Annotated in this window: 12 protein-coding genes; 7 read left to right on the top strand and 5 right to left on the bottom strand. The window is 58.5% G+C overall.

Features of this window, described 5'->3' with window-relative positions; genetic code table 11:
* The 5 genes from Q7O77_RS07785 to hemC form a co-directional block, all read right to left on the bottom strand.
* Window positions 1-292 (bottom strand): hypothetical protein (locus Q7O77_RS07785; RefSeq protein WP_304165267.1); only part of this gene is annotated, 292 nt, incomplete at its 3' end.
* A 182-nt stretch (window positions 293-474) separates the two neighbouring features.
* Window positions 475-1,704 carry a protoheme IX biogenesis protein HemY gene (gene hemY, locus Q7O77_RS07780; RefSeq protein WP_304165263.1) on the bottom strand — a complete coding sequence of 410 codons (1,230 nt, stop codon included), beginning with the start codon at window positions 1,702-1,704 and terminating at the stop codon, window positions 475-477.
* A 2-nt stretch (window positions 1,705-1,706) separates the two neighbouring features.
* Window positions 1,707-2,834, bottom strand: a complete 1,128-nt coding sequence (hemX, locus tag Q7O77_RS07775) for a uroporphyrinogen-III C-methyltransferase (RefSeq protein ID WP_304165261.1) — start codon at window positions 2,832-2,834, stop codon at window positions 1,707-1,709.
* 23 nt (window positions 2,835-2,857) lie between these two features.
* Complete coding sequence (gene hemD / locus Q7O77_RS07770; RefSeq protein WP_304165258.1) at window positions 2,858-3,598, bottom strand: uroporphyrinogen-III synthase; 741 nt, start codon at window positions 3,596-3,598, stop codon at window positions 2,858-2,860.
* Window positions 3,595-4,533, bottom strand: a complete 939-nt coding sequence (hemC, locus tag Q7O77_RS07765) for a hydroxymethylbilane synthase (protein WP_304165256.1) — start codon at window positions 4,531-4,533, stop codon at window positions 3,595-3,597. The genes hemD and hemC overlap by 4 nt, the downstream gene beginning before the upstream one ends.
* A 338-nt stretch (window positions 4,534-4,871) precedes the next feature.
* On the opposite strand from hemC, the gene Q7O77_RS07760 reads away from it, so the two are divergent.
* The 7 genes from Q7O77_RS07760 to uvrD all read left to right on the top strand — a co-directional run.
* Entirely contained in the window at window positions 4,872-7,430 is a 2,559-nt protein-coding gene (locus Q7O77_RS07760) for a class I adenylate cyclase (RefSeq protein ID WP_304165254.1), read from the top strand.
* A gap of 241 nt (window positions 7,431-7,671) precedes the next feature.
* Window positions 7,672-7,839 carry a lipoprotein gene (locus Q7O77_RS07755; protein ID WP_304165251.1) on the top strand — a complete coding sequence of 56 codons (168 nt, stop codon included), beginning with the start codon at window positions 7,672-7,674 and terminating at the stop codon, window positions 7,837-7,839.
* Window positions 7,840-7,927: 88 nt separating this feature from the next.
* Window positions 7,928-8,752 (top strand): diaminopimelate epimerase, encoded by an 825-nt coding sequence (gene dapF, locus Q7O77_RS07750; protein WP_094118640.1) that lies wholly within the window; start codon window positions 7,928-7,930, stop codon window positions 8,750-8,752.
* The gene (locus Q7O77_RS07745) at window positions 8,749-9,462 is read left to right on the top strand and encodes a DUF484 domain-containing protein (protein ID WP_085653652.1); all 714 of its coding nucleotides are present in this window, start codon (window positions 8,749-8,751) and stop codon (window positions 9,460-9,462) included. The genes dapF and Q7O77_RS07745 overlap by 4 nt, the downstream gene beginning before the upstream one ends.
* Window positions 9,459-10,370, top strand: coding sequence for a tyrosine recombinase XerC (gene xerC, locus Q7O77_RS07740; protein ID WP_304165245.1), 912 nt, complete (start codon window positions 9,459-9,461; stop codon window positions 10,368-10,370). Before Q7O77_RS07745 ends, xerC begins: the two co-directional genes overlap by 4 nt.
* Complete coding sequence (gene yigB, locus Q7O77_RS07735) at window positions 10,370-11,086, top strand: 5-amino-6-(5-phospho-D-ribitylamino)uracil phosphatase YigB (RefSeq protein WP_304165242.1); 717 nt, start codon at window positions 10,370-10,372, stop codon at window positions 11,084-11,086. Before xerC ends, yigB begins: the two co-directional genes overlap by 1 nt.
* Window positions 11,087-11,171: 85 nt before the next feature.
* Window positions 11,172-13,083: DNA helicase II (gene uvrD, locus Q7O77_RS07730; RefSeq protein ID WP_304165240.1), on the top strand; the 1,912-nt coding region annotated here is incomplete at its 3' end.

Genomic DNA, 13,083 nt, shown 5'->3' with positions numbered 1-13,083 from the left:
GTTCAATATTTAACGACTGGCCTAGCAACCCGATGCGGGTCAGCCAGTCGCCCGCAAGCGTCAGTTCGCCGTTCTCGCGTATCCAGTCCGCGCCCTCGCAGTCGAGACAGTCCAGCTCTGCCAGCAACGCGGCGATATCGGTATCCTCATCGAGTCGTGTCAGTATCAACCCGTTGCGGTACAGGCTGATACGAAACAACGTCCCGGCGCTAAAGCCCGCCTGAGCCAGTTCGTCGCCGGTGAGCGTCAGTCCGGAGGACTTCGAACAGGCCTCGTCGTGAGGACAGAATATGTCTACTGAGATGGGGGCAGTCCACTAAAGGGTTGAGAAGCAATGCCCTGCTTTGGCCGAAGCGTTGCACATTATTTATCTCACGCAGTGAGTAAATGCGTTTGCCTCCCTCCGCGAGAGCAGGAAGACAAACGGTGATGGTATGAGAACGGCGCAGAGCGAGTCTGCGCCTGAGGTGGGTTTTATTGAGCCTGCGGTGTCGGGAGGGCGTCGGCCTCAGCTGCTGGTGTAGACTGCAACGACAGCAGGAGACCTTCGCGACGCAGCGTGGCGGCGTCTTCGTACCTTTTCAAGCGGTCGTAGACGTCGGCGCACCAGGCGTAGTCGTAGGCGTCCGGGCGTAGCGCCAGCGCGGCCTGGAAAGCTTCGGCAGCCTGTTCCCATTCGCCGTGTTTCATCAGCAACTGGCCCAGCGTACTGTGCAGCAGAGGAACGTCGGCGTGCTGTTTGATCAGCTGGCGCAGAATTTTTTCCAGCTGTTCCGGGTTACCGGCTTCCAGCCGCGGCATCAGCAGAATCAGTCGTTCGTCATACTGACGTTTCAGCGCGTCCACGATGGTTTGCTGCGCGGTCTGATGGTCGTCGCATTCAATCAGATGCTCCGCCATCGCAACTTGCATCGCCTGTTCGTGTCGTACGCGGCGGCTTTGATTCTTCCACCACTGTTTCAATCCTTCGCTGCCGCCTTCCGACATCGCCTGATTCATCAGACCCAGCGTCGCCTGCTGTTGCAGGGCCGCCAGTTCGGTTTCGTCGTGCAACTGGGTTTTGCGCATGGCCGGCAGGATATCCAGCAGCGCGCTGTAGGCGTGGGTGCGCAGGAATGCCTGCTCGGCCAGTCGTAGCACTTCGGGATGGCGCGGCGCGACTTCCAGCAGACGATCCGCGCCGTGGCGTGCGGCATGATCTTCATGGCGGGCCAACTGAATACGCACGCGGGTGATATCGACCGGTAGCTGGTCGGTATCGGCGATTTCAGCGGCGCGTTCCAGATACTGTCGGGTGCGGAACTCATCGCCTCGCTGCTGTGCGGCTTCGGCGGCCAGCAGATAGTTCACCACCGGTTGGTCGGCGTGATCGGCGTTACGCGTCATCAGCTTTTCAACCTGACGATAGTCGCCTTCCGCCAGTTTGATCAGCGCGGCTTTGGTCTGTTTGCGAGCCCGGCTGCGTTTACGGCCGAGGAACCAGCCGCGCGTACGTGCGCCGGTGCGGAAAACGCGTCGCAGTATCCACTCGACCAGCAAAAAGGCCAGCAGGAACAAGACCAGCATGATGACAAGGCCGGTGACGCTGGTTTCCACGTTGTAGTTATCGGTCTGGATCAGCACGTAGCCCTGATGACCGGCGACCATCGGCCCCGCGACCAGACCGGCGATCAGCACGATAAAAAGCAGAAGTACCTTAAGCATGATCATTCCCCCTGCGGCGCGGCTGACGGTTGCGCCAGCAGGTTACGAACCCGGGTCTGCATCAGTTTTTCCAGCAGAGGCTGACTTTGCAGTTCGGTCGGGACGTCCATCGAGACCGACTGCTGGCTGAGCGCGTCCAGCTGTTCCAGGAAGGCTTTGGTCGCCGCGTCGTTGTTATCGAAGTAGGCGCGAACCCATACCGCCGCGGTTTCCAGCGACTGTCGGTAGGTTTCGTTTTGATGGCGCGGCACCGCCTGAGCGGCGACAAGCAGGCGGGCGCGGATATTTTCGCGCAGGTAGACATCCTGATTCGGGGCCAGCAGCGGTTCTGCACCGCTATCGCGACGACGAACGGTGATGAATTCCGACAGGAAGTTATGCCAGCTTTTACTCAGGTTTTGACGCCATTCGCTCAGCGAGGCAGACAGGGAGGTGTCATTCTCGTCCATCGGCGCTTCGTCCAGATCGCTGTCCGCCATGCGCAGGTTATCTACCTGATCGGCCAGCTGATTCACCTTCAGAATAATGCCGTCGAAATCGACCTGATTGACGCTGGCCAACGTGCTGATGTCTTGCGTGATGGCGCGACGAACGTCGATCAGGCTCGGGTCTTTCATTTCCGCCAGGCTGGCGTCTGCGCTTTTCAGCAGCGTGCCTGCGGTGGTGACGTCTTTGTCCGCCCACAGTTTGCGGCCGGCCATTTTCACCAGGAAGTCAGCTTCCGACAGCAGCCAGGTTTTGGCGTCATGATTGGAGAGCGCATCCAGCTTTTCCTGCAGGTCGCCGACCTGATTGTTCAACGCGGTGAGGCGCTGCTCGCTGGCGTTTTGCGTCTGGCTTTGCTGAGCCAGTGACTGCTGCCATGTCTGCTGGGATTGCTGCTGTTGTTGTTTGAATCCGTCGAGTTGCTCCTGCAATTGCGCGACGACCGCCGATTGTTTCGAGGTCTGTTGATGTGCGTAATAGTAAACGCCGCCGCTTAAGCCCAGCGCGATAACGATGGCTGCGGCACCCAGGAGCACACCGTAACGCTGAGGTGCTGACGGTGTCGGTTCGGGTTGTGAAGAGGACGATTCAGCCCGTTCAACAACCTCGTCATTCGAGGTCGTGGGGGTCATGCGTTCCGTCATAATGAGACATCCTATGATCAGGTTTATTGTAGTGCGCGCAGCAGCGCATCGTTATCTGCATTATCGGCGACCAAAATGTCGCGCCAGCCAAAATCACGGGCCAGGGCAGCCAGTCGTTCGCTGACCACCACCATTCGGCAGCTCAGTAGCCACGAAGCCCGATAATAATCAGGAACTAAAGTATAGATCTGTTGCAGCATTTCTCCGCTGGTGACGATCAGCGTATTCACGCCGAGCGTTTGCCAGCGCAGCGTTTGCTCAGCACCATCATAATGGACCGGCGTCCGCTGGTAGCATTCGCAGTAGCTGACGCGCGCGCCGCGTTGGCGGAGCGTCTCGGCCAGCAGCTCCCGGCCGCCGTTCCCGCGCAGCAGTAGCGCCTGCTTCCCTGTCACCTGTTGGAGCGACGGCTGTTGCAGCAGCGTTTCGCTGGTGCCGTGGCTCTCAGGATAGATGACCGGTCGACGGGTGACGGTATGCAGCGCCAGCCCGGTGGTGCGGCCGACGGCATAGTAATGCAATGTTGCCGGCCAGCGTAGACCTGCCTGCGATAAGGCTGGCTGAGCAAACTTTACGGCCTGGTGAGAGAGTGCGAAGACCAAATCGCCCGGCTGTAATGTATTCAGCATAGCGGGTAACTGGGGCAGTTCGCGACCCATTGTAAATTCAACCAATGGACAGTGGTAGGCCGTGAGTCCGGCCTGACAGAGACGGGAAACCAGTTGCTCGCCCGCAGGAGAGGGGCGGGTAACTAAAATCGTCATGACGACGAGGCACCGTAAACAGACTGCAGAATCTCTCCGGCACCGCAGGACAGCAGCTCTTCGGCCAGCGCAATGCCGATGCTTTCGGCCTCTGCGCGGGGTCCGCGGCGTTCGCGCAGGATGATGCGGCTGCCGTCCGGCGCGCCGACCAGCGCGCGCAGCCACAGGATATCGCCCTCCAGCTCCGCATAGCTGCCGATCGGCACCTGACATCCGCCTTCAATACGTGTGTTCATGGCGCGTTCCGCCAGCACCCGCGTGGCGGTGTCGGCGTGATTCAGCGGGGCCAGCAGGCTTTGCGTTCGAACGTCGTCCAGTCGGCATTCGATACCGACCGCGCCCTGACCGACCGCGGGCAGAGAAACTTCCGGGCTCAACGCACAGCGTACGCGGTCTTGCATACCCAAGCGGTTAAGTCCGGCAACGGCGAGAATGATGGCGTCGTATTCGCCGTTATCCAGTTTGGACAGGCGCGTGCCGACGTTGCCGCGCAGGTCGCGCACTATCAGGTCGGGGCGGTTGGCGCGCAGCTGGCATTGACGGCGCAGGCTGGACGTACCGACGCATGCGCCTTCAGGTAGCGCGTCCACATCGGCGTAAAGATTGGAGACGAACGCATCTCGGGGATCGTCGCGCTCGCAGATGGTGACCAGCCCAAGTCCCGTCGGGAAGTCCACCGGCACGTCTTTCATGGAATGTACGGCGATGTCGGCGCGGTTTTCCAGCAGGGCTCGTTCTAACTCTTTGACGAAAAGACCTTTTCCACCGACTTTGGCAAGCGGAGTATCCAGCAGAACGTCTCCCCGTGTTACCATCGGTACCAGTTCGACCTGTAAATCCGGATGACAGGACTGCAACTGTTGTTGTACATAATGAGCCTGCCATAAGGCGAGCGGGCTTTGTCGGGTGGCAATTCGGAGAATATTGTCTAACATGCTGGATACCGTTGTTATCGTTTCGTTGCATCGTATCATTGATGCTGCGCCAGTGTCAGTTGCCGGGCTGTGGCTAAACCTCAGTTGGTAACGATTGCAATGATAGCAGCCATAAATCATAAATGCTGATGGGGGTCTGAGTGAGTGACAACAGGACCGATCCCGCAGTGTAGACCGAAAATTCTGACTTTTTTTACTTTCTTTACGCCTTTTCAGCAAGGTGTTAAATTGATCACGTTTCCAGCAATAAACTGTCCGCCATTCCTCTAAATCGCTACTCAGGACAGGTTTGGAAAAACGGCTTTTTTTTAGTCACTGGGATAATCAGGCGAAACGTCTTGTACCTCTACATCGAGACACTGAAGCAGAGACTGGACGCGATTAACCAACTGCGAGTTGATCGCGCTCTGGCAGCAATGAGACCCGCTTTCCAGCAGGTTTACAGTCTTTTGCCAGTTTTACTACATCACCACCATCCCCAGATGCCGGGTTACCTTGAAGGTAAGGTCCCACACGGCATATGCCTCTACACGCCTGATGAAAACCAACAACGCTACTTTGATGACGCCCAGCTGATTGGCGGGATGGCGGAGCCATTGTGCAAACAGGGCGAATTCCCCATCAACGGTATTTACTCGATGGGTAGCACCTCTTCGATTGGTCAAAGCTGCACGTCCGATCTGGACGTGTGGGTGTGTCATCAATCCTGGCTTGATACCGAAGAGCGTCAGCGCTTACAGCAGAAATGCACGCTGCTGGAACAGTGGGCGGCAGGGCTGGGGGTGGACGTCAGCTTCTTCGTTATGGACGAAAACCGCTTCCGTCACAACGAGAGCGGCAGTCTGGGCGGCGAGGACTGCGGGTCGACCCAGCACATTCTGTTGTTGGATGAGTTTTACCGCACCGCCGTTCGCATGGCGGGCAAGCGCATCCTGTGGAACATGGTGCCGGTAGAAGAAGAGCCGAATTACGACGAATACGTCATCAACCTCTATTCGCAGGGCGCGCTGGCGCCGAATGAGTGGCTCGATCTGGGCGGCCTCAGCACTCTGTCGGCGGAAGAGTATTTTGGCGCCAGCCTCTGGCAGCTCTACAAAAGCATCGACTCTCCCTACAAAGCGGTGCTGAAAACGCTGCTGCTGGAAGCCTACTCCTGGGAGTATCCCGATACCTGTCTGCTGTCGGCCGAAATTAAAACGCGTTTGCATAAAGGCGAAATCGTGTCGTTCGGCCTCGATCCGTACTGCATGATGCTGGAGCGCGTCACCCACTATCTCACCGCCATCGACGATATGCCGCGACTGGACCTGGCGCGCCGCTGCTTCTATCTCAAAGTCTGCGAAAAATTGTCGACCGGCGTCGGCAAGACCGCCTGGCGCGAGCAGATCCTCACACAGCTGGTTCAGCAGTGGGGCTGGGACGACCAACGTTTGCAGATGCTGGACGACCGCGCCAACTGGAAAATCGAGCAGGTGCGCGAAGCGCATAACGAACTGCTGGATGCGATGATGCAGAGCTATCGCAATCTGATTCGCTTTGCCCGACGTAACAACTTGAGCGTCAGCGCCAGCCCGCAGGATATCGGCGTGCTGACGCGCAAGCTGTACGCCGCCTTCGAGGCGTTGCCGGGCAAAGTGACCTTGGTGAATCCGCAGATCTCCCCTGATTTGTCCGAGCCGGACCTGACGTTCATCTACGTGCCCGCCGGGCGCGCTAATCGCAGCGGCTGGTATCTGTATAATCAGGCGCCGTCGATGGATGCGATCATCAGCCACCAACCGCTGGAATATAACCGCTACCTGAACAAGCTGGTGGCCTGGGCCTATTTCAACGGTCTTCTGACGTCCGCCACGCAGCTGCATATCAAAGGCGGAGATCGATGCGACTTAGCCAAGCTTAAGGAGCTGGTCTCCGACGTCGCGACCCACTTCCCGCTGCGTGTCGCGCCGCCGACACCCAAAGCGCTCTACAGTCCGTGCGAAATTCGTCATCTGGCGATTATCGTCAATCTCGAACACGATCCGACGGCGGCCTTCCGTAATCAGGTCGTGCATTTCGATTTCCGCCAACTGGACGTCTTCAGCTTCGGTCAGCAGCAGCAGTGTCTGGTCGGCAGCATCGATCTGCTGTACCGCAACTCCTGGAATGAGGTCAGAACCCTCCACTTCAGCGGTGAACAGGCGGTGTTGGAAGCGCTGAAAACTATTTTGGGCAAAATGCATCAGGACGCCGCGCTGCCGGAGTCGTTGGACGTTTTCTGTTATAGCCAGCATCTGCGCGGACTGATCCGTACGCGCGTGCAGCAGCTGGTATCGGAGTGCATCGAACTGCGCCTGTCCAGCACGCGGCAGGAACCGGGCCGCTTTAAAGCGGTGAAGGTGGCGGGGCAAACCTGGGGACTGTTCTTCGAACGGCTCAGCGTATCGGTGCAGAAACAGGAGAATGCGGTAGAGTTCTACGGCGCGATTTCCAACAACAAGCTACAGGGTTTGCCTATTCAGGTGGAAACCGCCGCGCATGTTCACCTGCCGCCGGTCATAGATGGCGTCGCTAGCGAAGGGATCATTCAGTTCTTCTTTGAAAACCGGACGGATGACGAAGGGTTCAATATCTATATTCTGGATGAGACCAATCGGGTGGAAGTGTTCCACCACTGTGAAGGCAGCAAAGAGGAGCTGGTGCGCGACGTCAGCCGTTTCTACTCTTCGTCTCACGACCGCTTCACCTATGGCGCCAGCTCAATTAACTTCAACCTGCCGCAGTTTTACCAGATCGTTCTGGTCGACGGCCGCACGAAGGTGATCCCCTTCCGCAAGAGCGACCTCTCGCCGATGTGTATGACCTCGCTGCAGGACGACCCCGCGCGGCTGAACCCGCGACAGCTGCAAACGCTGTAGTCTGACGCTACGGCGAAAGTCGGCGTGCGCTGTGACGTTTGTCTCCCGGCGCGTCGTCCTTTAACGATACGTGAACGCTCTCTTACTTGCTCTCGGCCTGAGCGCCCGCTTTCAGCGAAGTGCCCTCGTACATCGGTCCGATTAATCAAACTCCCCGTCGTTGATTTTCGATTCCTGTTGATTTTCATGATCCAGCTGCGATTATAGAGAGCATGAGTCTCTGAACGACAGGTTTAACGTTATGAAAACGCTATTTCGCCAGACTGCGCTGGCGCTGGTTGCACTCGGGGTTGTCGGCTGTGGTCTGAAAGGGCCGTTGTACTTCCCGCCGGAGCACAAAAGCACGACGCCGAGCGAATCTCAGACACAGAAAAATACGACACCGCAACCATCGACTAACCGGCCATAACGGCAGACGATCAAACGGGATTTCCCAAATATTAACAGGTCACGATAGCGTATTTACCGCGTCCGGTTGAGCCAGCGGAGTCAGGATAATGCAGTTCTCCAAAATGCACGGTTTAGGCAATGACTTTATGGTTGTCGATGCCGTTACGCAAAATGTCTATTTTTCACCCGAGCTAATCCGTCGTCTGGCGGATCGCCACTGCGGCGTAGGCTTCGACCAGTTGTTGGTCGTCGAACCGCCGTATGATCCTGAGCTGGATTTTCATTACCGTATTTTTAACGCCGACGGCAGCGAGGTTGCGCAGTGCGGCAACGGCGCTCGCTGCTTCGCGCGTTTCGTGCGTCTGAAAGGGCTGACGAATAAACGTCACATCAATGTGAGCACCCATAGCGGACGTATGGTGCTGTCGGTCACCGAAGACGAACTGGTGCGGGTCAATATGGGCGAGCCCAACTTTGAACCGCAGCAGATTCCGTTTCGCGCCGCCAAAGCCGAGAAAACCTACATCATGCGTGTGGCGGACCACACCGTGCTGTGCGGTGCGGTCTCAATGGGCAACCCGCACTGCGTTGTGCAGGTCGATGACGTTGATACGGCGCCGGTCGAAACGCTGGGTCCATTGCTCGAAAGTCATGAACGTTTCCCTGAACGCGCTAACATTGGTTTTATGCAGGTCGTTAATCGCGATTCCGTCCGGCTGCGCGTTTTTGAGCGCGGCGCGGGTGAAACGCAGGCCTGCGGCAGCGGCGCCTGTGGGGCCGTCGCGGTTGGGATTCAGCAAGGGCTGCTGTCGGCGGAAGTTAAAGTGCAACTGCCGGGCGGCGAGCTGGATATTCATTGGGCGGGGCCGGGAAACCCGTTGTTCATGACCGGTCCGGCCACGCATGTCTATGATGGATTCATTCATTTATGAAACGCGTCGAGGAGCAGCAGGAACAGGCAGATCGCGAGGTTGAACTCACGGACGACATGGTGCTGCAGTTCCTGCACCAAAACCCCGATTTTTTCATCCGTAATTCCCGCCACGTCGAACAAATGCGCATTCCGCACCCGGTGCGAGAAAGCGTGTCTCTGGTCGAGTGGCAGCTATCACGTCAGCGTACCCAAATCCAGCATCTGGAAGAGGACATTACGCTGCTGATGGAGCAGGCCGCGCAGAACGAGGCGCTGTTCAATCAGCTGTTGCAGTTGCAGCTGGCCTTATCGGCGGCCGACTCTTTGCAGGATCTGCTGGACCGGTTGCAGCGCTGGGCGCGCAAGCTCGGGCTGTCCGGCGCCACGGTGCGATTGTTCAGCGACAAATGGCGCATCGGCGCGCCGTCTGATTTCACGCATCTCGCGCTAAATCGCACGTTGTTCGAACCCTTGCGCATTCAGCGCTTGGGGAAACGGAATCACTATCTCGGCTCGCTGAACGGACCTGAACTTTTGCTGCTATTGCCTCAGGCGCGGCAGGTGGGGTCGGTCGCGCTGTCGTTGATGGGCGAAAAAGGCGATCTGGGTCTGCTGATTTTCAGCAGCCGCGATAGCCATCATTATCAGGAAGGGATGGGGACCGTACTTTTGCAGCATCTGGCGACGATTTTGCCGATGGTTCTGCAACGCTGGATCGAACGGCTATGAACGTCCCCGACTCGCCCTTGCTGACGCAGGCCGACGCTTTTTTACGTTACCTGCGCGTCGAGCGGCAGCTCAGCCCGCTGACGCAAAGCAGCTATGCGCACCAACTTCAGGCTGTGATCACTATCTTATCCGCCTCCGGTCTCAGCGACTGGCGTCAGCTGGACGCCGCCGGAGTGCGTGCGGTGGTCGCGCGCAGCAAACGCGACGGACTGCAGTCCTCCAGTCTGGCGCTGCGTCTTTCCGCACTGCGCAGTTTTCTGGACTGGATGGTGAGCCGCGGTGAGTTGAACGCCAACCCTGCTAAAGGGATAGCCACGCCGCGTGCCGGACGCCATTTGCCGAAGAATATGGATGTGGACGAGGTCAACCGCCTGCTCGACATCGACGAGAGCGATCCGTTGGCGGTCCGCGATCGAACGATGCTGGAAGTGATGTATGGCGCGGGTCTGCGTCTGGCCGAGCTGGTCGGTCTGGATCTGGGGCATATCGATCTGGACAGCGGCGAAGTCTGGGTGATGGGGAAAGGCAGCAAAGAGCGTCGTTTGCCGCTGGGCGGAACGGCGGTCACCTGGCTGAATCGCTGGCTGGCGCTGCGGGAGATCTACGCGCCGGATGACGACGCGGTGTTCGTCTCCAGTCTCGGCAAACGTATCTCCATGCGCAACGTGCAGAAGCGCTTTGCCGAGTGGGGCGTGAAGCAAGGCGTGAACAGCCACATCAATCCCCATAAGCTGCGCCACTCCTTTGCGACGCATTTGCTCGAGTCGAGCGGCGACCTGCGTGCGGTCCAGGAACTGCTGGGTCACGCCAACCTCACCACGACTCAAATCTATACGCATCTGGATTTCCAGCATTTGGCCTCAGTCTATGATGCGGCGCATCCCCGCGCTAAACGAGGCAAACCCTGATGCATGTCTATCGTCCACTCGGTCGTATCGCGGCCATCACTTTTGATCTGGACGACACGTTATACGATAACGCCGACGTGGTGCGGCGCAGTTCACGGGAAGCGCTGCAGTTCCTGCGCGATCTCCATCCGGGACTGAGTTCGTTGACCGAGGCGGAGTTCAGCGCGATGCGTGACGAATTGCGCACGCAGGAACCGGAGATCTATCACGACATGACCGAATGGCGTCGCCGTACGGTGGTGCTGGCGCTGCGGCGTCAGGGAGTGAGTGAGGCGGAAGCGGACGACGGCGCGGTGAAAGCGATGACGCACTTTGCCTACTGGCGCAGCCGTATCAGCGTGTCGCAGGAAACCCACGACACGCTCGGTGCGCTGGCTCAGCGCTGGCCGCTGGCGGCGATCACCAACGGTAACGCCGATCCTCATGCCTGCGGTTTGGGCGAATACTTTCAGTTTGTCCTCCGCGCGGGTCCGGACGGCCGCGCCAAGCCGTGGCACGACATGTTTCATGAAGCCGCGGAGCGTTTCAATTTACCGTTGCATCACCTGCTGCATGTGGGGGATGATCTCATCACCGATGTGGCCGGCGCCGTACGCTGTGGGATGCAATCCTGCTGGATCGGTGCGCAGGGGGCCAACCTGATGCAGCTCCGAGAAGCTCGGCTGCTGCCGCATATTGCAATTGCAAGGTTGGCATCGCTGACGGCATTGCTATAATTCACGCCTTCCACTGTATGCATAAACAGAGGTGAACTGTCGCCATGTGGTGACGGGATGCCCTTTTCACGGATAACCGACGCCTATGGACGTATCTGATCTGCTCGACAGCCTGAACGATAAACAACGCGACGCCGTCGCGGCTCCCCGCAGCAACATGCTGGTGCTGGCCGGGGCTGGCAGCGGCAAGACGCGGGTGCTGGTGCATCGTATCGCCTGGCTGATGTCGGTGGAGAACTGCTCCCCGTACTCCATCATGGCGGTGACGTTCACCAACAAAGCCGCCGCAGAGATGCGCCATCGAATCGAACAGCTGATCGGCACCAGTCAGGGCGGCATGTGGATCGGCACTTTCCACGGTCTGGCGCACCGGCTGCTGCGCGCGCATCATCTTGATGCCGGACTGCCGCAGGACTTTCAGATTTTGGACAGCGAAGATCAGCTCCGTCTGCTCAAGCGTCTGGTTAAAGCCCTCAATCTGGATGAGAAGCAGTGGCCGCCGCGGCAAGCGATGTGGTACATCAACGGCAAAAAAGACGAGGGCCTGCGTCCTCAGCATATCGAGAGCTACGGCAATCCGGTGGAGCAGACCTGGCTGCGCGTGTATCAGGCCTATCAGGAAGCCTGCGATCGCGCTGGACTGGTGGATTTCGCTGAGCTGCTGCTGCGCGCCCATGAATTGTGGCTGAACAAGCCGCACATTCTGCAGCACTACCGGGATCGCTTTAACAACATTCTGGTCGACGAATTCCAGGATACCAACCGTATTCAGTACGCCTGGGTGCGTATGCTGGCGGGCGACAGCGCCCGGGTCATGATTGTGGGTGACGATGACCAGTCCATCTACGGCTGGCGCGGAGCGCAGGTCGAAAACATTCAGCACTTCCTGAACGATTTCCCGCAGGCTTCCACCATTCGTCTGGAGCAGAACTACCGTTCCAGCGCCAATATCCTCAACGCGGCCAATGCCCTGATCGCCCACAACGGCGATCGCCTGGGGAAAAATTTGTGGACCGACGGCGTCGAAGGCGACCCGATTTCCCTGTACTGCGCGTTCAACGAACTGGATGAAGCACGGTTTGTCGTCAGCCGTATCAAAGCATGGCAGGAAATGGGCGGCAGCCTGAACGAGTGCGCCATCCTTTACCGCAGCAACGCCCAATCCCGTGTGCTGGAAGAGGCGTTGCTACAGCAAAGTCTGCCTTATCGCATTTATGGCGGGATGCGCTTCTTCGAACGACAGGAAATCAAAGACGCGCTGGCCTACCTGCGGCTGATCGCAAACCGTAACGACGATGCGGCCTATGAACGCGTGGTGAATACCCCGACACGCGGCATCGGAGACCGGACGCTGGAAGTGGTGCGTCAGGCCGCGCGCGACCGTCAGCTGACGTTGTGGCAGGCCACGCGTGCGTTGTTGCAGGAGAAAGCGCTGGCCGGACGCGCCGCCGGTGCGCTACAGCGTTTCCTCGAACTGGTGGACGCGTTGGCCAACGATACCGCCGAGCAGCCGCTGCACGTACAAACTGACCGCGTGATCAAAGACTCCGGCCTGTGGAGCATGTACGAACAGGAAAAAGGTGAGAAGGGCCAGACTCGTATCGAGAACCTGGAGGAACTGGTCACCGCGACGCGCCAGTACAGCTACCAAGAAGAAGATCAGGACCTAATGCCGTTGCAGGCGTTTTTGTCTCATGCGGCGCTGGAAGCGGGAGAAGGGCAGGCGGATGCCTATCAGGATGCGGTCCAGCTGATGACCTTGCACTCTGCCAAAGGGCTGGAGTTCCCGCAGGTCTTTATCGTCGGGATGGAAGAGGGCATGTTCCCCAGCCAGATGTCTCTCGAAGAGGGCGGACGATTGGAGGAAGAGCGCCGACTGGCGTACGTTGGGGTGACCCGTGCGATGCGTAAACTGACGATGACCTACGCGGAGACCCGCCGCTTGTACGGCAAAGAGGTTTATCACCGTCCGTCGCGTTTCATCGGCGAACTGCCGC

The sequence above is a fragment of the Lonsdalea britannica genome (assembly GCF_946477055.1).
GTDB classification, from domain to species: Bacteria; Pseudomonadota; Gammaproteobacteria; order Enterobacterales; family Enterobacteriaceae; genus Lonsdalea; species Lonsdalea britannica_A.
The sequence above is the reverse complement of the archived record's forward strand: the minus strand, read 5'-3'. Positions and strand labels throughout refer to the sequence as shown.